Source organism: Paenibacillus crassostreae (genome assembly GCF_001857945.1).
Classification (GTDB): Bacteria; Bacillota; Bacilli; order Paenibacillales; family Paenibacillaceae; genus Paenibacillus_AQ; species Paenibacillus_AQ crassostreae.
The window spans coordinates 541,090-561,567 of the sequence record NZ_CP017770.1; the positions used below are offsets into that span (position 1 = coordinate 541,090).

The 20,478-nt window shown below is 42.0% G+C and carries 24 protein-coding genes and 1 riboswitch; of the genes, 5 read left to right on the plus strand and 19 right to left on the minus strand.

Features of this window, described 5'->3' with window-relative positions; translation table 11 throughout:
* Nucleotides 1-17: 17 nt before the first annotated feature.
* Both LPB68_RS02565 and LPB68_RS02575 read right to left on the minus strand, forming a co-directional pair.
* Complete coding sequence (locus tag LPB68_RS02565) at nt 18-344, minus strand: hypothetical protein (protein WP_068658143.1); 327 nt, start codon at nt 342-344, stop codon at nt 18-20.
* Between the two features lie 297 nt (nt 345-641).
* Nucleotides 642-1,253, minus strand: coding sequence for a TetR/AcrR family transcriptional regulator (locus LPB68_RS02575; protein ID WP_068658139.1), 612 nt, complete (start codon nt 1,251-1,253; stop codon nt 642-644).
* Nucleotides 1,254-1,693: 440 nt separating this feature from the next.
* Between LPB68_RS02575 and LPB68_RS02580 the strand changes: the two genes are divergently transcribed.
* The 3 genes from LPB68_RS02580 to LPB68_RS02585 all read left to right on the plus strand — a co-directional run bounded on the left by LPB68_RS02580 (nt 1,694) and on the right by LPB68_RS02585 (nt 3,543).
* Nucleotides 1,694-2,362, plus strand: a complete 669-nt coding sequence (locus LPB68_RS02580; RefSeq protein ID WP_198402154.1) for an SDR family NAD(P)-dependent oxidoreductase — start codon at nt 1,694-1,696, stop codon at nt 2,360-2,362.
* Nucleotides 2,331-2,456, plus strand: a complete 126-nt coding sequence (locus LPB68_RS23830; RefSeq protein ID WP_198402153.1) for an SDR family oxidoreductase — start codon at nt 2,331-2,333, stop codon at nt 2,454-2,456. Before LPB68_RS02580 ends, LPB68_RS23830 begins: the two co-directional genes overlap by 32 nt.
* A gap of 118 nt (nt 2,457-2,574) precedes the next feature.
* Entirely contained in the window at nt 2,575-3,543 is a 969-nt protein-coding gene (locus LPB68_RS02585; protein ID WP_068658137.1) for an SDR family NAD(P)-dependent oxidoreductase, read from the plus strand.
* Nucleotides 3,544-3,972: 429 nt separating this feature from the next.
* On the opposite strand, the gene LPB68_RS02590 is transcribed toward LPB68_RS02585, so the two are convergent.
* From LPB68_RS02590 to LPB68_RS02635, 11 genes are all read right to left on the minus strand, one after another.
* Nucleotides 3,973-4,464, minus strand: coding sequence for an RrF2 family transcriptional regulator (locus tag LPB68_RS02590; protein WP_068658135.1), 492 nt, complete (start codon nt 4,462-4,464; stop codon nt 3,973-3,975).
* Between the two features lie 50 nt (nt 4,465-4,514).
* A complete protein-coding gene (locus LPB68_RS02595; protein ID WP_068658133.1) occupies nt 4,515-5,075 on the minus strand; it encodes a class I SAM-dependent methyltransferase in 561 nt (186 codons plus the stop codon).
* A gap of 240 nt (nt 5,076-5,315) precedes the next feature.
* Nucleotides 5,316-5,543, minus strand: coding sequence for a cyclase (locus tag LPB68_RS02600; protein ID WP_068658131.1), 228 nt, complete (start codon nt 5,541-5,543; stop codon nt 5,316-5,318).
* 151 nt (nt 5,544-5,694) lie between these two features.
* Entirely contained in the window at nt 5,695-5,922 is a 228-nt protein-coding gene (locus tag LPB68_RS02605; RefSeq protein WP_068658129.1) for a hypothetical protein, read from the minus strand.
* A gap of 297 nt (nt 5,923-6,219) precedes the next feature.
* The gene (locus tag LPB68_RS02610; protein ID WP_068658127.1) at nt 6,220-6,762 is read right to left on the minus strand and encodes a dihydrofolate reductase family protein; all 543 of its coding nucleotides are present in this window, start codon (nt 6,760-6,762) and stop codon (nt 6,220-6,222) included.
* A 388-nt stretch (nt 6,763-7,150) separates the two neighbouring features.
* The gene (locus tag LPB68_RS02615) at nt 7,151-8,047 is read right to left on the minus strand and encodes an RCC1 domain-containing protein (protein WP_068658125.1); all 897 of its coding nucleotides are present in this window, start codon (nt 8,045-8,047) and stop codon (nt 7,151-7,153) included.
* 263 nt (nt 8,048-8,310) lie between these two features.
* Nucleotides 8,311-8,484: a hypothetical protein gene (locus LPB68_RS23835; protein WP_418303815.1), complete on the minus strand. Its 174-nt coding sequence runs from the start codon at nt 8,482-8,484 to the stop codon at nt 8,311-8,313.
* A 465-nt stretch (nt 8,485-8,949) separates the two neighbouring features.
* The gene (locus LPB68_RS02620; protein WP_068658123.1) at nt 8,950-9,744 is read right to left on the minus strand and encodes an SDR family NAD(P)-dependent oxidoreductase; all 795 of its coding nucleotides are present in this window, start codon (nt 9,742-9,744) and stop codon (nt 8,950-8,952) included.
* 168 nt (nt 9,745-9,912) lie between these two features.
* Nucleotides 9,913-10,932, minus strand: a complete 1,020-nt coding sequence (locus LPB68_RS02625; RefSeq protein ID WP_068658121.1) for an AraC family transcriptional regulator — start codon at nt 10,930-10,932, stop codon at nt 9,913-9,915.
* Between the two features lie 430 nt (nt 10,933-11,362).
* A complete protein-coding gene (locus LPB68_RS02630) occupies nt 11,363-11,896 on the minus strand; it encodes a DinB family protein (protein WP_082865705.1) in 534 nt (177 codons plus the stop codon).
* A 65-nt stretch (nt 11,897-11,961) separates the two neighbouring features.
* Nucleotides 11,962-12,909 carry a helix-turn-helix transcriptional regulator gene (locus tag LPB68_RS02635; protein WP_068658120.1) on the minus strand — a complete coding sequence of 316 codons (948 nt, stop codon included), beginning with the start codon at nt 12,907-12,909 and terminating at the stop codon, nt 11,962-11,964.
* Nucleotides 12,910-12,987: 78 nt separating this feature from the next.
* Nucleotides 12,988-13,086, plus strand: a riboswitch (guanidine-I (ykkC/yxkD leader).
* A 71-nt stretch (nt 13,087-13,157) separates the two neighbouring features.
* Here LPB68_RS02635 and LPB68_RS02640 point away from each other — a divergent pair.
* Both LPB68_RS02640 and LPB68_RS02645 read left to right on the plus strand, forming a co-directional pair.
* Nucleotides 13,158-13,499 (plus strand): DMT family transporter, encoded by a 342-nt coding sequence (locus LPB68_RS02640; protein WP_068658118.1) that lies wholly within the window; start codon nt 13,158-13,160, stop codon nt 13,497-13,499.
* Nucleotides 13,499-13,813, plus strand: coding sequence for a DMT family transporter (locus LPB68_RS02645; RefSeq protein WP_068658116.1), 315 nt, complete (start codon nt 13,499-13,501; stop codon nt 13,811-13,813). The genes LPB68_RS02640 and LPB68_RS02645 overlap by 1 nt, the downstream gene beginning before the upstream one ends.
* Before the next feature lie 107 nt (nt 13,814-13,920).
* Here LPB68_RS02645 and LPB68_RS02650 read toward each other — a convergent pair whose 3' ends face one another.
* The 6 genes from LPB68_RS02650 to LPB68_RS02675 all read right to left on the minus strand — a co-directional run bounded on the left by LPB68_RS02650 (nt 13,921) and on the right by LPB68_RS02675 (nt 20,475).
* Nucleotides 13,921-14,901, minus strand: a complete 981-nt coding sequence (locus tag LPB68_RS02650; protein WP_068658114.1) for an aldo/keto reductase — start codon at nt 14,899-14,901, stop codon at nt 13,921-13,923.
* Nucleotides 14,902-15,043: 142 nt separating this feature from the next.
* Nucleotides 15,044-16,399 carry an FAD-dependent oxidoreductase gene (locus tag LPB68_RS02655; RefSeq protein WP_068658112.1) on the minus strand — a complete coding sequence of 452 codons (1,356 nt, stop codon included), beginning with the start codon at nt 16,397-16,399 and terminating at the stop codon, nt 15,044-15,046.
* Nucleotides 16,400-16,421: 22 nt separating this feature from the next.
* Entirely contained in the window at nt 16,422-17,267 is an 846-nt protein-coding gene (locus LPB68_RS02660; RefSeq protein WP_068658110.1) for a carbohydrate ABC transporter permease, read from the minus strand.
* A complete protein-coding gene (locus LPB68_RS02665) occupies nt 17,257-18,213 on the minus strand; it encodes a carbohydrate ABC transporter permease (protein WP_332455179.1) in 957 nt (318 codons plus the stop codon). The genes LPB68_RS02660 and LPB68_RS02665 overlap by 11 nt, the downstream gene beginning before the upstream one ends.
* A gap of 22 nt (nt 18,214-18,235) precedes the next feature.
* The gene (locus LPB68_RS02670; protein ID WP_068658108.1) at nt 18,236-19,552 is read right to left on the minus strand and encodes an ABC transporter substrate-binding protein; all 1,317 of its coding nucleotides are present in this window, start codon (nt 19,550-19,552) and stop codon (nt 18,236-18,238) included.
* A 146-nt stretch (nt 19,553-19,698) separates the two neighbouring features.
* On the minus strand, nt 19,699-20,475 hold the full coding sequence (locus tag LPB68_RS02675) for a response regulator transcription factor (RefSeq protein ID WP_068658106.1): 777 nt from the start codon (nt 20,473-20,475) through the stop codon (nt 19,699-19,701).
* Nucleotides 20,476-20,478 lie beyond the last annotated feature (3 nt).

Sequence of the window (20,478 nt, forward strand, 5' to 3'; positions counted from 1 at the left end):
AACTTTTAGGGGTCACTTCAAGATATGCCTGTTTTATTACTAAATACAATATTGGTCTTATAATTTAATTTATCTGTGTCAAGTTCCGCAAGTATACTTGCTCTTAATGCATCATCTTCAATAGAACCTTTTAATTGCCTCGGAACTTCCTTTACTATTACTTCATCCGAATGTTCCTTTTCTATAGGTGGGGTTTCGATGAAATCTTCGTTAGTTAACTTAGTACTTGTGGGTAAAAATTTAGTAGTGTTCAACTCTGATCCATTGTTGTTATCCTGAAGCGAAGTACAACCTGTTAAGGAAACAATTACTATGATTACTCCCAATAAAAAAAGTCTTCTCATCCAAATCACCTCAATATTCAGACGAAGGAGATAGGTAAAATGTTCCAATATATTCAATCTATTATTGAGTTATCGTGTTCTGTTAGCTTAATCGGCAATAAAATTAGAGGAACTCTATTGATGAGAGTTCCTCTGCTATCATTCTTTGTTAGCATAAAGACGGCAACCGTCTCGCTTTGCCAACAGCAATTCATATGCCTGATGGAACCCCGTGGCACCATGGCCGATTGTCGAGACTTCGGGGTTATGATTGCCGAGTTTGCGTTTTTGCATAACAATATTCTTCTGCTCTAAGGTTTAGGATGACTTTCCAGAAAGTGTGGAACTGCCGGTAGGCCAGGTGGAGAGCGCTTGCTCAGCAACAGACTCTAGCATGTCGCGACTGAAGCCGGCTTTGGCTTGAACAGCCATACCGTGGAGCACCGCCAGCACGAATGCAGTTAGCACAGCACAGTTAGTAGTCTCCGGCAGATCTCCCTCTTGCTTTGCCCGTTCGAAGCGATTGCGCAGCGACGCCTCTCCGTCTGCACGCGCATTGATCAGGGCAAGTCGAATAGGTTCGGCATCATCCGAGCCAGCCAAGGCACCGTGGACACCTAAACAACCCTTGCGATCCGGGTAACGAGTATTTAATTCGGCCGTTCTAAGGAGGATGTGTGCGGCCACCTCCCGCGAGGTCGGCAGCTCCAGCGCCACCGGGATGAAATCCAGGTAGTCCTCATAATAGCGCGCCAGAACTTGGCGGAACAACGCTTCCTTGTTGCCAAATGCCGAGTAGAGCGCGGGTCGTTCGACACCCGTGGCCTGCGTCAGGTCAGTGTACGACGTACCCTCGTAGCCTTTACGCCAAAACACGCAAAGCGCCGCGTCCAGTGCTTGATCCACATCGAATTCGCGGTTACGTCCCATCAGTCAGATCACCTCTCTTTTTTTATAACCGTCAGATTAAAAAGATTTTCGTCCAATTTCATACTTTACGTTATCATAACATACGTTACATATCGCTACCAGTCCATCAGGCAATTGCACGATCGGTGAAAAGTGTGGATCTTGTGTCACACATCAGGCGCCAGACTCGGCTCGAGCTAATGGCCCTTCCCAGAGTTCGACGCATCATCCTAACTTGACGGCACTTGGCACCCCAGCAATTGACAATTCACAGTGGGCGCCATAATATAAAATACAATTTAACATAATGATCGTTATGATATTGACAATACACAAAAAAATGTATAACATAATTTTACGTAATGATCGTTATGATAATCCGCCGATTACCGGTGCTAGAGTGTCCAGCGACGTACAAAGAAGATCTTCACATGCAGAAATCATTTAAGGAGGTTTTTTTCATGCAGCAATCATTGAAGGGTAAGGTCGTCCTCATTACGGGTGGCTCACGTGGCCTTGGCGCCGCTATGGCGGAAGCGTTTGCCGATCACGGCGCGGATGTTGCGATCAGCTACGCCGCTTCGGCCGAAAAGGCGGCTGCTGTTGTAGAGAAGCTGAAGGCCACGGGGGTACGTGCATTGGCAATCAAAAGTGACCAAGCGGATCTTTCTTCCGCCAAGCCCCTAATTAACTCGGTGATTGCTGAATTCGGCAAGCTCGACATCCTCGTAAACAACGCCGGTATCGCGATCCAAGGCCAAATGGTAGATGATCCCGACTTAGACGAAGAAAAATACAATCGTCAGTGGCAAGTTAATGTCATGGGGTCGATCGCCAATACCCGCGCGGCGGCACCCAAACTAGCGGACGGAGGTCGCATTATTTTTATCGGCTCTCGGCTCGGCGATTACGTACCCTTCAGAGGAGTCGCCGACTACGCCGGAACAAAGGCGGCGCTCGCCGGATATGCGAGGGGCATCGCGCGTGACCTCGGCCCCCGTAATATCACTGTAAATATCGTGCAGCCGGGCGTCATGCCTACGGACATGAACAAGGATGTGGCTGATCATCTTCCCCCCCCTAGAAACCTTCCTGGATATGCATCCGATCCGTCGCTTTGCAACCCTTGAAGAGGTGGCAGAAGCCGTCTGCTTCCTCGCCGGACCACATGGGGGTTACATCACCGGTGAGACCCTCAATATAGCTGGCGGCATCGGAAACTAAGCCTGTCCGGAGCAGGTGCCAATGCATGGGCACCTGACAAGCAATCGGTATGTCAAAGATCGGACCGATAAAGAGAAAAGCTTCTAAATTAAAAATATGTATTTAAAGGAGAAAATATATGACTAGAAAATTCAGTGCAAAGTCAACTGCCGATCAGGTGCTTTCCGGCGTTGATCTTAAGGGAAAGCGACTTCTCATAACGGGTGCATCATCGGGTATTGGCCTCGAAACCGCCCGCTCACTGGTCTCTCACGGCGCCAGCGTCGTCGGCACGGTCAGGGACCTCACCAAAGCCGAGGCGTCCACTGCATCGGTCCTTGACGCCGCGGCGCAAGGAGGCGGTAGCCTAGCGTTGATCGAACTCGATCTCGCATCTTTGCAAAGCGTTCGCGCATGCGCGGATAAACTGTTAGCTACCGGCCAGCGGTTCGATGCCATCATCGCCAACGCTGGCGTCATGGCAACCCCGTTCGGTCGGACGACCGACGGCTTCGAAGTCCAGTTCGGGACGAACTATCTTGGTCATTTCGCTTTGATCAATTGGATCGAGCCACTGCTCGTCGATAATGGGCGCTTGGTGATGTTGTCGTCCCAAGCTCATCGCGCGGCCGATGTTGACCTGGACGATCCGAATTTCGAGCAACAGGCATACGATCCATTTGTCGCCTATGGTCGATCAAAAACGGCCACTATTCTCTTCGCAGCGGAATTCGATAAGCGGCATCGCAATCGAGGCATCCGAGCTGCTTCGGTGATGCCAGGGAATAGTCTTACCAATCTCCCGCGCCATTTCTCGCAGGAAGACTTGCAGGGTCTTTTCGAGAACGCTGGCAAAGCTCGCGCCGAAGCAGGTCTTCCGCCAGCGGAGCTCAAAGAAATCGCGCAGGCAGCCGCAACGTCGGTCTGGGCCGCAGTCGTGGCTGACAAAGACGAAATCGGTGGACGCTATCTCGAAGATTGTGCGATTGCGCCGATCGATGACTCGCCCAACCCGTTTGCCGACGGTGTAAGGTCGTATGCGCTCGACGCTAACAAAGCCGAGCGGCTTTGGGCGAAAAGCGAGGAATTGATAATCGCTGCGTTGTGAGGGTTGTTTCGCACACGGTAGTAGGCGAAGACTCATTTACAATATGGGGTACGCAGAACGACGGTAGCCGATCATCTAGGCCGGCTACCGTCGTTTTATGGTTGAGCAATTGTTCCCAGTTAGTTGAGCGCCGGGAGCACATAGTATGGTCTTCAATAATTACATCTTCTGTCTGAATACCGATAAGATCCAGGAAGCACGGCATCACCGCATCTTCTTCACTTTATTTCATTATAATTAGCCGCTTACCGCTGGTTCACTGCAAGGCTGATCCCTTTTGATAACATATAACATTGTGTTGCAGTACATTATGCCTTTGCGGTCTTTTTGGTGTTGAATGATTTTAATTCTTGTAAGAAAAATTATTGAACTATCGTGTCCCGTTAGCGTAATGTTCGGATTGCTATGATACAGAACGGACAGCCAAAATCAGTCTCTTTCTTTTTGCAAATGATTATTACAGTCTTTATTAGCCTTATCTAAAATAGATTGTATGGAGTGATTTTTAAAAAATAGGTGTAAGGCACTTTCAGCATTATCCATGACCTCTTTAATTCTACAAACACCTAGATTCTCTTCTTTACCCATTATTTGGACATTGCTTTCATCTGTCAATAACGTATGTTGTCTAGAATCTGAATTAGAACAATTAAACATTTGTTGTCTACCTTCAGTAGACAAAATAACATCTAAAAATGTGATATGACTAGCTGAACGTGATAGTTCATATCCGCCTTTTACACCAGGGACAGCTCTAACAATCCCATCTTTCCGTAACTTAGTCATAATTTTTGACAAATAACTCTCCGATACGTCTAGCATATTGGATAATTCTTTAATACCTATTTTATATTCGCACTCTGAATTAGCCAAATGAACTAAGGCATGTAGTGCATAATCAGTATTTTTCGCAAATTGCATCCTTTTAACCCCATTTATTATATTATCAGCATTGCTGGTACAATACCTTTTTATTCATTTTTTTGTGCAACAATTATATAAACAGGTTGATTAGCCACTTTAGTTTGAGGATAAAAAATATCGACTATATCAAAGCCAGCATTAAGAACTTCTTCTTGCATATTTTTTGATGAAACTCTCGGACCAGTTGATAATTCTGACTTCTCTAATTCAATACAAAGAAACACTCCTTTATTTTTTAAGACCCTATATATTTCGCCTAATGCAAGCGAAAGTGGTTTAACTTCGTGAAGTGATATTGAAGCAACAGCCTTATCAACTTTTTCGTTACCTAGTTGTATATCTTTGAAATCTGATACAAGAGTTTTAATATTGGTAATTCCATTTTCCCCAGCTTTTGTTTCCAAGTACTTTAAAATATCTTCATCATAATCAAGTGCAATTACTTCATCTACATACTTAGAAATTGGAAGACTTATATAGCCACCTCCTGCTCCAAGATCTAATAATTTATCCTCTTTATTAAGGGATACGAACCGAAATAGCTCATCGGCAGGGAATCTATTTATATTCTCCAAATTATTTACTTTTCTAATTAATTTTTGATTCATTTCAAATCACCTTCTTATTATAGATATTTTGACTCTATTTTAACTATAATTGAATTATTATTATTTGTAAACATTTTGATCTAAAGGATATTAAGATTGCATCCTTTTTAAAAGCTTATTGGAAAATTTAATTTAAACTATCATGTTATTTCATTAACGGGGGCGTTAGGGAAACGAGTTAAATAAAAAACGGTTCCTATACGTAAATTTGCAGGAATGCAAAATAAACTTAAATAATTCTCAGGGTTGTTCATCTGAAGGTCTTCTTTTATGTTTTTCATTAATGATTTTCTTGTTAAGTATCCTTACTTTACCAATCATTAGCAACCTCATATCTTCTACAATATATTTAGCCAACTCTTCGTCAGAAATGTCATCGCCATCAATATCAAGATGAAATTCCTGGCCTTGAATACCACCGCCGTTCGTAAACTCGATATCAAAGTCGAATAGAACTCTTTTATCCATTTCGAATCACCTTAACCTTAGTTTTAAAATGATATATATTCTGGTTTTAAAAAACAATTACCTTCTTCCTCAAACCTGTTTCATTACTTTAATAAGGTAAAAGCGATCCTCCGTTATTGAAGCATCGCACCTGTTACTTAAAAAAATAAATTTATATACCCGAATTAACGAGATACAAAAATAATGCAACCAAGCCTACAACAATAGCAATGCTTAATAAAGCAATCGTATATTTCTTTCTTAACAGATTATATATCGAAGCGATAACCCCAAGAGATAAAAGGACAACAGTTGAAACAATGTCTTTAGCTACATACATATAGTTTAGAATCCCTAAAATCACTAAGAGTAAAGGCAACATATTTATTAATAACTTCATTTTTCCCTCCCAATAACTCTCTTTATATTAACATAATTAACCAAATATCGATTCAATCTTATTGAAGTAAACTGCCAGTTAGTTCAATAAAAAGAACGCTCCCCGCCTTCGCTTGGGCTACGTCCTCCTCATTATATTCCATTTCCAATCACCTATTAAAGAATGTACGTGGGTAGCATGTAGTGCTTAAACAGGGGACTTATCTTAACCTAAGCACTAAGAAAATACTTTACTTTCTTCTGACACCTTGATGTTTATGAAGGTAAGAAGTCTGTTTCAAAACCTAGCAATGATACGTTACTTTACAACCCGGTACCGTAGATGGGTCTCACTCGCAAAGGCAGATGTTTCTATACGCTCCAACTTAATACGCTCTCCGAGCCCGCCAAATAATGAAATGCCGTCACCCAGCAGCAGGGGTACTACATCTAATACGATATCATCCACTAAACCAAGTTTGAGGCATTGCCGGGAGATGCTGCCACCCAAAAGAGCGACACTTTTATCGCCAGCGCTTGCTTTGGCAGCCTCAACGGCTTGCTTAATATCGTTAACGACGAAACTATACGTAATACCATCTTTTTCAACCGGTTCATGGGCTTCGTGGGTCAAGAGGTATATTGGAATTTTCAACATACCACCGTACGGGATCTCCCCTTCTTCAATCGTGTTCGTTTTATTGGCGCCACCAACTACGGCGCCTATTTCCTCCATGACTTTATTGACTACTGCGTAATCTTGGTCCGTAGCTTCAAAATCGAACATCCAATCGATACCACCGTCTTTGTCGGCCATGTATCCATCTAGTGTGGTTGTTGCGTGAATAATAACTTTTGCCATTATTATATCTCCTTTACTTCTTAGTTTCTAAATACGGGTTAATAAACTGTGTAAATTGTTAGCGCATCCAGTCTGAGAGTGTCCCTTCCTCGATATAATCGATAAATTCGTCACTATTGTTACGATGGAAAATCCCTTGTAAATGGATTTAGACATTGGCTAAATAGCACTTTAATTTCTTCTGATACTGAACCAACGGGAGCCAGTCTAACACTTTATTTTTCAGTCTAATACTTTATTTTCTTCTAACATTAATCTGTTTTACTGAACTAGCGTTCCCCGTTAACGCAACGAAGCTGCCACAGATCGATCTGCGGCAGCTTCGTAGTGTTGTTTATTGAGCTCTCATCTCCTAAGTTGCTGTGTATTTTATTATTAATATTGAAAACTAATTTCCGGGCAGTTGGATGCCACGCCAGCCGCTTACATCGCATTGGCCATATTCATTATCACCCACAGCAACCACCGTGCCGTCCGATTTAAGCCCTACGGTATGGGCACAACCGGCCGAAATCGCCACAATATCGCGCCAATCACTTACATTACATTGGCCATACTCATTCCAACCCACAGCTGCCATAGTACCGTCCGATTTAAGGCCGATGGTATGATTACTACCCACCGCTATCGCCACAATATCGCGCCAGCCGCTTACATCGCATTGGTCATGTTTATTCAAACCCACAGCCGTCACCGTACCGTCCGATTTAAGACCAATTGTATGAAGATAACCAGCCGCGACCTCCACAATATCGCACCAGCCGCTTACATTGCATTGGCAATACCGATTATTACCCACAGCCGTCACCGTGCCGTCTAATTTAAGACCGATGGTATGCCAGTCACCCGCCACGACCTCCACAATATCATGCCAGCCGCTTACATTGCATTCACCTTCATTATTTCGTCCCACTGCTACCACCGTGCCATCCGATTTAAGCCCAATGGTACGACGCCAACCCGCCGCAACCATTACAATATCGCGCCAGTCGTTTACATCGCATTGGTCATACTTATTCCAACCAACAGCCGCGACAGTTCTGTCAGATTTAAGACCAATTGTATGTGCATTACCCGTGTTCGTCGCCATATGAACATTACCAGCCGCGACCGCCATAATATCACGCCAGCCGCTTACATTACATTGACCATATTTATTATCACCCACAGCCGTCACCGTGCCGTCAGATTTAAGCCCCACGGTATGACGACGACCCGTCGCTATGGTATCTTTAGGCCACCGTTTCACCTTTAACATCGCTTCTTTCGATGAAATGTAATCCATGTTTTAGCTCCTTGTAAACAAGACCTTTTTTATATACGTTTCATCGTGGTCAACTACTTGCGAGAGTTGTACGTTCCATCAAGAAATATTACCACGAACTGTCGTTCTTGGGTTTTGTTAATCTGCCCGTTAGCGGAAAAGACCTGCCGATCCATTACTGTTGGCAAGTCTTCCCCTGATGTTTATTGAGCTATAGTATCCGTAAGCTTAACGAAAAGCGGTTAATTATGAGTATTCTTTTCCTCTTCATTGTTTTGCGTTGTCTAAATATTTCCTAACAAAGCGGACATATTTTTTTGACTTTCAGCAAGCCAAATCATTTCCTTTGCGAAGCGAGCTGGCGGTACACTATGTTGATCCATGTTAGCATTAATCCACCATGTACTTTCCATATACCACAACAACTGTAATGAATATGTTAAATAACCCTCTACCACGTTGTGTTCCTCACTGTACCCTTCCATAAACGCCGAAGCCAGGGAGACATCTAAATTATCATCTAAGGCACATGATATAACAGCACGAGCTACATCAAGTTGCGGATAGTCATACTTTAGTCGATCAAAATCTAAAATTGCAGTTAAAAAAATGCATTTATATAATCATAGTTTTGTCCTTGACACGAACTATCTCAACTAAATATACAATACCTTCCTTTTCATCTATATACTACTACAAAATACGTGATACCTCCAGTGTCAGGTTGATTAATAAGAAAATATGTTTAGCTTTCGCTTTTCATGAAACTAGCCTGCCTGTTAGCGCAATCTTACTGCAATAATTCTTTCTCTTCTGTATAGAGAAGATGACGAGTGAAGGTTTTCGGTCTTAGTACAGAGTCAAATAAAAGAACCTTGAGAGTAAATTCAAGGTTCTTTTATACAAGAATAAGTTAGATATATTTAATAAATAGTCGGTACAATTCCCCCATCCATACGGATTGGAGAGCCTTTAAATGCTGATGCATAAGGACTACATACAAATGTAGTTAGTCTACCTATTTCAATAGGTTTGATAAAGCGCTGTATTTCAGATTGAGGTAGGTTTGTAGTCATGAATTTTTTCTCTTTTTCTGAAAAAGTTATATCTTCATTAGGGTACATACCATCAATTATTTGATACACATTTTCAGAGAGGGTTGGTCCTGGCATGATCGTATTGACTGTAACTTCTGTTCCTATGGTTAATTTAGATAAGGTTTTTGACAATGATAATAGCATGGATTTGGTCATACAATACTGAGGCATTTGTCCTGAAGGCATAATTGCTTCTTCACTCGCGATAAAAATAATGCGACCATAATCATTTTTCAACATTTTAGGTAAATAAAATTTAGATAGTCCATTTGCAGCAAGAACATTAGTACGGAAGTATTTTTCCCATATGTCATCGTCAACATCCTCATATTGCATAATTTCATAAATACCCATATTGTTGACTAAAATATCCACATTGGGGTACTTTTCAAATAGTGCCTCTCTTTGCCCAATATCCACAATATCGGCTGTAACGTTTTGAGGAGAGGTAGCCGGGAAATCTGACTTAATTTCATTTACAGTTCGTTCTACCTCATCATAATTCCGTCCATTAATGAGTACATTAACACCTTCTTTAGCAAGTTCAATGGCAATTGCTTTGCCTATACCTTTCGTTGATCCTGTCACTAAAGCTGTTTTATTGTTTAATCCCATATCCATAAGTTTAAAAATCGCCTCTTTCATTCGTTAGTCATTTACGGCAAGCTGATTCAAGTCGATTGTCAAACAGTCTTGTGCTCCGGATAGTGATTATATTACCTTCTATGGATTGTTCAGTAACTAGCACATCGCGCCAATGTTCTTGTATAACACGCCAAAAGATAAAACTCAGTAAATTGAGTTTGTACCTATATGTTCAGCACGCCAATTGGCAGGAGTATCACCCTCCCACTGGCGGAATGCGCGATAGAATGAGTTCTGGTCTTCATATCCTATCAAGAAAGCCACTTCTTTAATATCGAGTGAGGGATCTGCCAAATACTCTCGTGCCTGCTCATGTCTTGCTTGTGCCAACAGTTGCTTAAAGTTCGTGTTCTCGTCAGTAAGTCGGCGCTGCAAGGTGCGATCGCTCATACCCATTTCCTTCGCGATAGCCTCAATATCAGGACGACCTCCTGTTAGGCTACGTTTCATGATCCATTTGACCATCTCGGTATTTGAGCGACTGAGTTGCTGTTCATCCAACGATTGGTCTAAAACGGGAGTCAGGATCTCCAGTAACTCCTCGTTGTACGAGACAAAGGGACGGTCTAGATCTTTGCGATGTAATGTTAATCGGTTACACTCTGCACCAACCCGGATACGGCACCCGAAATACGATTCAAGGGCTTGTACATCGCCCATGGAGTGCGCAAATTCGACTAACCGGGCTGTCAAAGGTTGACCTGTGCCACGTCGTCCAAGCTCCAGAAGAATTGCTAGCGTAATACCAACCAGCAACGGAGGACCGGATTGCTCGGTAACCAACCATTCCAGTTCGATTGTACAGTTCTCACCATCCTCGATGATACGTAAGCTTTCGGGCGGGCACAGTTGTTTGTACCGAGCCATTCGGTTTAGAGCATCTCGGTAGTCCCGTGCGTGGTAAGTTGCTAAGACGGTCGGTGGGTACTGCGCTGTTTCAAAGACGGTCACAAGCTTGATGATTCCTTCAGCAGTGTCCCCTATAAGATCTGAATAAGCCTGCCAGATTGCTAAATATTGGGCGTTGGTGACTACTGGTCCATTAATAATGGTGAGCGGCAGTTGTGCTTTGCGAGCTACGTCGTGGGCTTGAATCCCTAATTGACGTAATCCAGCCCAGAATCCTGGCGGGATTTTAATACGGTCAGAGGTATGAGATTTCAAACATATGGACCTCCTTTAGCTATTCATATATTCCATTAGTTTTGGTTGTGATTAGGGTGCAGTACCTTATCTAAAATACATATAAGAATACTCTTAAGTCTATTAAAGTGTCTACATTAACGTAATAAACTACGAAACTTCATTAGAAAAGTCATAGCTAAAAAATGAGCAGGCTATCGCTACATCATTCTTAACGCAGGCCTTTTTAATCTCATTTGAAAACTTAATCATAGATTTGTTACTGTGCTTAATCGTTTCCTTTGGATTCGATGTACAAGATTTATTCCTAAATCAATAATAATCGGTTTATCACTTGGCATTTTCAACAAATCGATAACAAAGAATTCCATCATCTCTTCGACGATCTGAAGTAGCCATTGATAATGGTCTTGAATTCCCTTCATTTTTCAATAAATGTTTATCTCGCTTTCTAAACCAATCCTTGTTTTAAGCGATCCAGCTGTAGAAGATGATGACGGTAATGCATTTCAACAAGCAGAAACCATTCCTCCGCACACAGTCCACCGAATGACGGATGAGGCATCGTATTTTCTTTGGACGCTTGCACAAGGATCGGTTCAATCTCTTTCATTCTCTGGATGACAGTGTGTAATCCTTGAATTAGCTGTTCTTTGTTTTCCGGTTGCTCCGGGGTATATTGTGCGGAAGGCGGAACCTGAATCCGAATGGGTGGGAAACTTCCTTGCCCAAATACAGTTGCACCAACCTCGCTTTTTAGTGCTTGAGGTACCTTGAGTTCTTCATTTGGCACCAAGCATTGATCAAGATTACGAAGCTGCATATAAAGCGCCGAGCTAATGAGATGTTGAACCATCTGCCCGATGGACCACTCGTTGTCACTTGGCTTTTGCTTCAGCTGATCCAGATTGAATTGATCCAGTTCATGAATATAATATATCGCAGTCTCCTCAAAACGTTGTAATGCTTCCTTTGTTGTAATCATCAATTATTAGCCCCTTTAGTCATCTTTTTATCTTAGTATACAAAAACACTACTGACACCATTATGTCAGTAGCGTTTTAACGTTTTTTCCAGTTCGTCTCTAACCCGATGTCGGAAAGATTCCGGCTCTAGTACAACCACACTGCTTCCCCAGGCGAGCACGGAGTGCAGTAATTCTTCAGGCTCTCGAACGCGAAAGGTCACCAGCAATCCTTCTGTGTGATCCTCTACGGTTTCTATATAGAAGTTGTTCGATTCTCTAACCTTATCGGCAATATCAGGTTGGACCTGGATGCGCACACGAATATTGCGATCGTCTGGTGGCTGGTATACATCTAAATGAAAATCCGCCGGTAGCATAAATCTATCTTCTAGATCGATAAGCTCACTCATCCGGGACAACCGGAAATGACGGATCTCTTGACGCAATTCACACCATGCGATGAGTACCCATGACCCTTGATGAAGCACAAGTCCATAAGGAGCAACTGTACGAACACTTTGGCGGTTTCCATCGACTTCAGCGATTCTTTTAGAATAGCGAAATCTTATTTTCCTTTCCTCCAGTATCGCTCGCCGAATCGCTTCCAAGAAAGCCTTCTCTTGTATTCGTACTACATCCTTTGCCGTTGTAATCAAACGAAAACTCTTGCGAATCCGGGATGCCTCACTGCAGATCGGTTCCGGTAGGATGGCTTCAATCTTCCCTCTAGAAGTTCGAGACTTACTGCCATAGTAGGCATCAAACCAATGCTCGATAAAATCTGTTCCAATAAGTAAAGCCACTGCTTCTTCCACTGTGAAACTAACTGGCGGCAAGAAGTATCCCTCCATTAAGGAGTATCCCTGCCCTGGTGCTCCTATCACGGATACACCAGCTTCGCTCAAAGCCTGAATATCCCTGTAGATGGTCCTCACACTTGTTTCAAATGTAGCAGCCAAATCCTCGGCTCGTAACACTTTATTTCGCTGTAGTTCAAGCACTATAGCTAACAAACGGTCTGTTTTGTTCATGCAATGCACCCTTCTCCGAGATTATTCTAATCTTGACTATGATTTAAAAGTGTATATAATACAAATTAATTGCATATGTTGAATGTTTTCTAGGGTTCCGCAACAATAAATGTTGGTCTGGTCCGAGAGAAAACTCACAGCTATGCTGTGCCACGGAAGGATAAAAGCCTGGGAGATACTGTTTTACAGTTATCTCTTTGGCTTTTTTTGCTTTTTGGTAACAATAAAAAAACGGAGGTGTTGTTTAAATGAATACAAACTGGATGAAAGTATTCATCGCTGCTTTTCTAGAAATATTTTGGGTGATTGGATTAGCCCACTCATATGATTTTTGGACTTGGACTGGAACGGTAGTTGCAATTATTGTGAGTAATTATTTAATGATTACAGCAGCACAAGTACTTCCCGCTGGAACTGTTTATGCTGTTTTTGTGGGATTAGGTACAGCAGGTACTGTCATTTCTGAGATTCTCTTCTTTGGTGAGTCCTTTAAATGGGAAAAGATATTTTTAATTATACTATTATTATCCGGTGTTATTGGCTTGAAATTGATTACAGATAGCAAAGGTAAAGAAGGAGTTGAATCCTAGTGGCTTGGTTTACTTTAATTTTAGCGGGATTATTTGAAGCATTTGGTGTCGCAATGATTAATCAATTGAATAAAAGTCGTAATTGGCAGACTATTATTTTATTAATTTTGGGATTTGGTATAAGTCTTTTATTACTAGGTTATTCATTACGAACTCTACCTATGGGAACAGCCTATGCCATTTGGACAGGCATTGGTGTCGTTGTTGGTACCTTAATAGGAATGTTATTATATAGTGAATCCAAGGATTGGAAAAGGCTTGTTTGTATAGCTATAGTATTAGGTGCAACGATTGGTTTGAAAGTTGTTTCTTAAAAGAATAATTCAGGAGCGTCACCTGTACAGATTTAATTTTCACGGGAATTGAATAAAGTCTACCGATCGTTTACATCGGTAGACTTTACTTTTTTTGTTATCACTGATTATAGAGCACCAATTACTGGATGAGGAACATATGGCTCTTCCATCGATGCAATTTCTTCAGGTGTTAACGTAATTGAAAGAGCACCTACCGCATCTTCAAGATGAGAGTTTTTCGTTGCCCCGATAATAGGAGCTGATATCGGTTCTTTCTGCAACAGCCAGGCTAGGGCAATATGAACGCGGGATACGCCTCGTTGTTCTGCGATAGCTGCAACCCGCTCCACAATCAATCGATCAGTAATTGCAGTGGCATCATACTTAGATTTCTGAACTTCATCAGTTTCAGAACGATGTGTTGTTTCCGACCAATCACGTGTCAATCTTCCCGATGCGAGTGGACTGTATGGAATCACACCGATTTTTTCTTCCTTACAAAGCGGCAACATTTCTCTCTCTTCTTCACGGTATAATAGGTTTAAATGGTTCTGCATCGATACAAAACGGGTCCATCCATTTTTCTCAGCTACATATAACGCCTTCTGGAACTGCCATGCGTACATTGCAGAAGCACCAATGTATCTTGCCTTCCCAGCCTTCACAACATCATGCAGGGCTTCCATCGTCTCTTCAATAGGTGTATTGTAATCCCAGCGATGAATTTGGTATAAATCGACGTAATCTGTTCCCAATCTCTTCAGACTCTTATCAATTTCACTCATAATTGCCTTTCGTGAAAGTCCGGCACCATTTGGACCTTCATGCATACGGAAATTGACCTTGGTCGCGAGGACAATTTCATCCCGATTCGCATAATCCTTGAGGGCCCGTCCCACAATTTCCTCACTTGTTCCATCCGCATACACATTCGCAGTATCAAAAAAGTTGATCCCTAACTCAATGGCTTTTTTAATAATGGGACGACTGCGCTCTTCTTCCAGTACCCATGGATGAATCCACTTCTCTGCCACACCAAAGCCCATACAGCCAAGACAAAGTCGTGATACATCTAAGCCAGTATTTCCAAGTTTCACATATTCCATTTGATAGTGCCTCGCTTTCAAATATTTTGTTCAGATACAGTTAATTCACTTCGATTTGGTCTATTCTGATTATATAACGATCCAAGATCTTTCTAACAGGGCAAATGTCAGCCGGGGGACGATCTATCTTCATTCTATATTATTAATCCAAAATAGCACCATTCTGATACAGCAATGCTTGCAGTTCTTTAATACTTACATCCTGAGGTGAGATATTGTGTTTAATTGCAAGTGCCGCAGCCGTTCCGCTCGCCTGTCCCGTAGCCATACAGCTTGGAGACAATCTCGTTGTCCCTAAGGCTTCATGTGAAGTAGAGATACATCTTCCGCCCACAAGCAAGTTATCAATATTCTGCGGAAGCAAACAACGATAAGGAATATCATAAGCGCCATCCCCTTCAATCCATGACACATTAACATTATTCCCGGATGGTGCGTGCACATCAATGGGGTATCCACTCCGGGCAATTACATCCTCAAACCGTTTACCCTCAATAACATCATGCATTGAAAGAATATACTGCCCTTCAATTCTACGACTCTCACGAATCCCAATCTGGGTGCCTACCTGTGAGATGCTCGCTTCTTCAAAACCGGGTAAAGATCTCTTCATAAAATCAGCTACCATTAGTACCTGCTTGCGTCCCAATTCCTCTGCTAACGTAAGATCTTCAACATTGGTTCCATCCAAACCCTGGATGCGTGTCATATTCACCAGTACCTCATCGGCCTCTGGCCCGCTGAAAAATAATACTTGGTCCCGTTTAATTGGTAGATCTGCTTCCTTCCAATGTTTATAAAACCCTTGAACAGCAGACAAATATAGATCAGGCAGCTCATCAAACGGAGTTTTGTGATAAAATTCATCCGGGTGTTCGATAATATATGCTTTAACCTTAGATAAATTAACACCTCGCATACGAAACTTCATCGTCATGGGTTGCGTCAAGTGGTCTCCTTCGCGACCTTGAAGAACAGGCGCTCCGGACAAGTAAGCCAAATCCGCATCACCGGAAGTATCAATGAAGATACGACCCTTCAGCTTAATCCGTCCAGATTTAGTAGTCACTGTTACCCCGTTAATGCTGTTATCCTTTACCGAGACGTCATCAACAAAACTGTGAAACAGTAAGCGCACGCCGGCTTCTTTAAGCATGTCTACTGCAAGTACTTTATAGACTTCGGGATGGAAGGGAGTAATGGTATGCACAAATCCACACGTATCGCGTACATGTCCAGGGGAGGCATTCAAAGCGGTTAATCGATCCACCATTTCTTGGCCCGTCCCTTTGATTACCTGCTTACCCTCCGTCGTATGGAAGGTCATCCACGGATATACCAAGGCTGCTGTAGACATCCCTCCGGCAAAACCATAACGTTCGATCAATACCGTCTTCGCGCCTCCCCGCCCTGCTGCTAAAGCTGCATGTATACCTGCTGGACCCGCTCCGACTACAACTACGTCGGCTTCTATAATGGATGCAATTTGATTTGTCATGAGAGTTAACTTCCTTTCTGTCCTACTTCAGTCCGGTTAATGCAACACCTTCAATAAATTTTTTCTGGGCCAGGAAGAAAACGACTAGAAGGGGTACGGTTGCCATAACAGAAGCCGCCATAAGTAACTGCCATTCGGTCCCCGCTGTATCCGTGAATAACTTAAGACCCACGGGAAGTGTAAATAAATGATTGGAGCTAATAAAAATAAGCGGATCAAAGTAGTTATCCCAGCTATGCAGAAATGTAAAAATGGCTAGTGTAGCTAATGTTGGCCCTGCTAACGGAAGCATGATACGCCAGAACGTCGTCCACGGCGAGCAGCCATCTATTTTGGCCGCTTCATCTAACTCACCAGGCACTGTGATAAAAAATTGGCGGAGCAGAAAAACACCAAACATTCCACCTGCGCCAAGCATCGGCGGCACAATCAACGGAAAATGTGTATCTGTCAAATGGAGTTTCGTAAACCAAATAAACATCGGAATCGCTGTAACCTCTGTTGGGATCATCATTCCTGTCAGTAACACAAGAAATACGATATGTCTTAAAGCAAAGTGAAGTTTAGCAAATGCATATCCTGCCAGAGCGGCAAACACACAAGTTCCTACAGTAACAAGGACTCCGATATATACACTATTAAAGAAATAAAGTGGAAACTCCGGCTGAGCTTTGAACACATCCGAGAAGTTCGACCATACAAAGGGATCAGGCCACCATTGTGGCGGGAACATGAAAATTTTGGTCTGCTGCTTAAGTGCCGTAGTTACCATCCAGAAAAAAGGAAATATAACTAGGATGGAAACGAAGGATAATAACAAATAGATCGGCAGATTTTTCACTACTATAGCCAGCTTTTTACTCTTCATGATGTACCCACCTTTTTCTCATATTCCATTGTAAGATGGTCAATACCAGTACAAGGAAAAACAATATAAAAGCTATTGCAGATGCATACCCAAAATCAAATATTTTAAAAGCTTGCTGGTAAATATAGTACACAAGTACGTAAGTACTCGTACCCGGACCTCCATCCGTCATCACTTGGATTTGCGAGAATACCTTTAACGAACCTATCAGGGTTAGGATCAGAGCCAGAAAGATTGAAGGCGAAATCATCGGCAACGTTACATGAGTAAACATTTTTGATTTAGAGGCACCGTCTATCCTCGCGGCTTCATAATATAATTTGGGCACATCCTGCAGCGCAGCAAGAAAAATAACCATATTCAATCCTACATTTTTTAATACACTTACGATGATCACCACAGGCATTGCCAATTGAAAATTATATAACCACGCGGGTCCCTGAATGTGAAACAGCTGTAATATTTCATTTATAAGACCTGATTCCGTTGCGAAAATATATTTCCAGGCGATCGCCCACACCACAATCGAGGTAACGACAGGTGTGAAAATAGCTGTACGAAACAATCCGATTCCCGGTATTTTTCGATTAAGCAATACTGCCAATCCTAAAGCTAAGCAAAGATTTAAAGGAATCAACCCTGCAGAGAAATAAAGCGTTTGTCCTACAGACTTCCAGAAAAGCGGATCCTCGCTAAACGCCTTTTTATAATTGTCCAGACCAATAAAAGACGATGTATGAAGTAAGGAATAATCGGTAAAACTCATAAAAAAAGCACCAACAATCGGGACAAATAAAAACAAAATATAACCCAAAACCATCGGTGAAATAAAGAGCCAAGCAAACCAGCCTTCACTGCGATGCAGACGACTTTTTTTGCGTTTCCCTAGTCCTGCCTGAACCCTGTATTCTTCAGCTTGAGCATTTTTTACGCCCGTAATATTCACGGCACTCTTTCCTTTCTTGGACTTACTTTAACAAAGGTGTAATCGCTTCATCTGCATTCTTCAATACTTCTTGGACTGTTCCAGATTGCGAATATAAATAATCAAGCACTGATTTCATATTCGAATCAATTTTTGCCCAATCCTTAAAGCTTGGTAAAGTTTGCGCTGCAGCCATTTGATCAATTACAGCCAGTTTCATACTTTCAGCAGACGGACCTTGGTTTAAGAAAGCATCTGATTCAAGTACACTTTTACGACTAGGCACAAAATATTGAGATGTGATGGTCATGTTATCTGGATTTGTAATATATTTCAGGAATTCAATGGCCTCCTCAGGATGTTGTGAATCTTTGAAAAGGGTAACTGCAGCGTACCCGAGTGTTGTTCCAAGTCCATTGGGTCCAGCTGGCAAAGGTGCAATATCCCATTCAAAATCCGTAACCGCCTTGGCTTTACCCATATAACTGAACAATTCTTTTTGCATCGCTATTTTTCCTGAATCAAATGTCGTTTGATCACCCGGCTTCGGATGAACACCATCTTTAAAAATCATATCCGAAAACAATTGCAAGGCTTGCTCCCCTTGGCTCGAATCCAATGTGAATTCTGTACCTTCTTTGTTAATTAATTCTGCTCCATAAGCGTTAAAAAGCGTTTGCAACGCATCAGGCCAATTCTCCCACCCATTCCGAATAAGATTAGTGCCATATATGCCCTTGGAGGAATCCGTAAGTGCTTTTGCCGCCTTCAAATATTCGTCGTAATTCCACTTGCCCTCAATATAAAGTTCTGTCGGTGTTACCAGACCTTTTTCTTTAAATAGTGTTTTATTGTAGTAGATCATTGAAGGTGGTGTTGAAAATGGAATACCATAATGGTTGTCACCCTTACTTATCAATTCAAGACCTGATGGAAAAATATCAGCAAAATTATACGCTTCATCTGATTTCAAATCGGAAATATCCAGCAAAGCATCTGTCGAAATAAATTGCGGAATCATCCGTTCGGCTAACCATGCAATATCCGGCGCTGTTCTCGAAGCTTGCATAATCGTCAACTTTTGCTGATAATCAGCTAACGGAATGACCATAATTTCTACTTGAATATTCGGGTTCTGTTCATTAAATTTCGCGATCATATCTTCATACATCTGTTTATGTGTATCATTTCCCCAGATGCTGAACTTCAGTGTGACTTCCTTTTGTGAAGCTTCCGTTGCTTCTGGTGCTGTTGTTGCTTGCTCTGTATTTCCTTTAACCTCCGTCTTATTTGTACCGCAGCCCGCGATCATAACCAACATGAGCAGCAGTGACATGATGATCGTTGCACCTTTTTTCATAGGTATTTACCCCCTTTAAATTTTGAAATCACTATTTATGGAGCGCTTTCATAATTTGATTATATAAAAGATGGCCACTCCATTATAATGACCTAATGTTCAGAAAAGGTTTGAATTGTATTGAACTATTATTAACGTGCTGAGTATTAATGATCATGATCCCGGTACTCCGTAGGTGTAAAACCCACTACTTGTTTAAACACAGACATAAAATATTTATTGTTTGGATATCCCACGAGTCGCGAAATATCTTGAATTTTTAGCTGCGTATGCTTTAACAACCCTTTTGCTTTCTCCATACGGCACTTCGTTACGTAATCGGAAAGATTAATACCTGTTTCCGTTTTAAATAACACCGATAAATATCGATGATTCAGATGTACCTGATCAGCCAAATATTGCAAAGAAATATCCTGTTCCAACCGTAATGTGATAATTTCTTTAATTTTACGAATGATTTGACGCTCCTTCACCACATCTACAGGATCTGAACTCATAGTATTAGTTGATAAAGTCTGCAAAGGTTGCTCCATATGAATTGTATTATTTCCTTTAAGCTTATTAGTCAACTTTTGGATGACATGTGCCAGCTCAACTCGATCTAGCGGTTTAAGCAAATAATCGGTTACTTCATAACGCAACGCTTCTCTTACATAGGCAAAATCACTGTAACCACTGATAATCACCATTGGCATGGAAGGACTTTGTTCCTTCAAACGTTTCATCAGCTCGATTCCATTCATGTCCTTCATCCGAATATCTGTAATAACGATTTCTGTGACATTGGTTTTAAGCCATTCCAGAGCTTCCAGACCGTTCGATGCTTCACCTACTACCTTGCAACCTCCAATCACATCCTCAAGCAGCTTGCGAAATCGTGAACGCAAATTAATTTCATCCTCGACCAGTAGAATTTGAAGCATAGG

Coding starts and splice junctions, on each gene's coding strand:
- LPB68_RS02565 (WP_068658143.1), bottom strand. CDS start 344: ATGAGAAGACTTTTTTTATTGGGAGTAATCATAGTAATTGTTTCCTTA.
- LPB68_RS02575 (WP_068658139.1), bottom strand. CDS start 1,253: ATGGGACGTAACCGCGAATTCGATGTGGATCAAGCACTGGACGCGGCG.
- LPB68_RS02580 (WP_198402154.1), top strand. CDS start 1,694: ATGCAGCAATCATTGAAGGGTAAGGTCGTCCTCATTACGGGTGGCTCA.
- LPB68_RS23830 (WP_198402153.1), top strand. CDS start 2,331: ATGCATCCGATCCGTCGCTTTGCAACCCTTGAAGAGGTGGCAGAAGCC.
- LPB68_RS02585 (WP_068658137.1), top strand. CDS start 2,575: ATGACTAGAAAATTCAGTGCAAAGTCAACTGCCGATCAGGTGCTTTCC.
- LPB68_RS02590 (WP_068658135.1), bottom strand. CDS start 4,464: ATGCAATTTGCGAAAAATACTGATTATGCACTACATGCCTTAGTTCAT.
- LPB68_RS02595 (WP_068658133.1), bottom strand. CDS start 5,075: ATGAATCAAAAATTAATTAGAAAAGTAAATAATTTGGAGAATATAAAT.
- LPB68_RS02600 (WP_068658131.1), bottom strand. CDS start 5,543: ATGGATAAAAGAGTTCTATTCGACTTTGATATCGAGTTTACGAACGGC.
- LPB68_RS02605 (WP_068658129.1), bottom strand. CDS start 5,922: ATGAAGTTATTAATAAATATGTTGCCTTTACTCTTAGTGATTTTAGGG.
- LPB68_RS02610 (WP_068658127.1), bottom strand. CDS start 6,762: ATGGCAAAAGTTATTATTCACGCAACAACCACACTAGATGGATACATG.
- LPB68_RS02615 (WP_068658125.1), bottom strand. CDS start 8,047: ATGGATTACATTTCATCGAAAGAAGCGATGTTAAAGGTGAAACGGTGG.
- LPB68_RS02620 (WP_068658123.1), bottom strand. CDS start 9,744: ATGGATATGGGATTAAACAATAAAACAGCTTTAGTGACAGGATCAACG.
- LPB68_RS02630 (WP_082865705.1), bottom strand. CDS start 11,896: ATGATTACAACAAAGGAAGCATTACAACGTTTTGAGGAGACTGCGATA.
- LPB68_RS02635 (WP_068658120.1), bottom strand. CDS start 12,909: ATGAACAAAACAGACCGTTTGTTAGCTATAGTGCTTGAACTACAGCGA.
- LPB68_RS02640 (WP_068658118.1), top strand. CDS start 13,158: ATGAATACAAACTGGATGAAAGTATTCATCGCTGCTTTTCTAGAAATA.
- LPB68_RS02650 (WP_068658114.1), bottom strand. CDS start 14,901: ATGGAATATGTGAAACTTGGAAATACTGGCTTAGATGTATCACGACTT.
- LPB68_RS02655 (WP_068658112.1), bottom strand. CDS start 16,399: ATGACAAATCAAATTGCATCCATTATAGAAGCCGACGTAGTTGTAGTC.
- LPB68_RS02660 (WP_068658110.1), bottom strand. CDS start 17,267: ATGAAGAGTAAAAAGCTGGCTATAGTAGTGAAAAATCTGCCGATCTAT.
- LPB68_RS02670 (WP_068658108.1), bottom strand. CDS start 19,552: ATGAAAAAAGGTGCAACGATCATCATGTCACTGCTGCTCATGTTGGTT.
- LPB68_RS02675 (WP_068658106.1), bottom strand. CDS start 20,475: ATGCTTCAAATTCTACTGGTCGAGGATGAAATTAATTTGCGTTCACGA.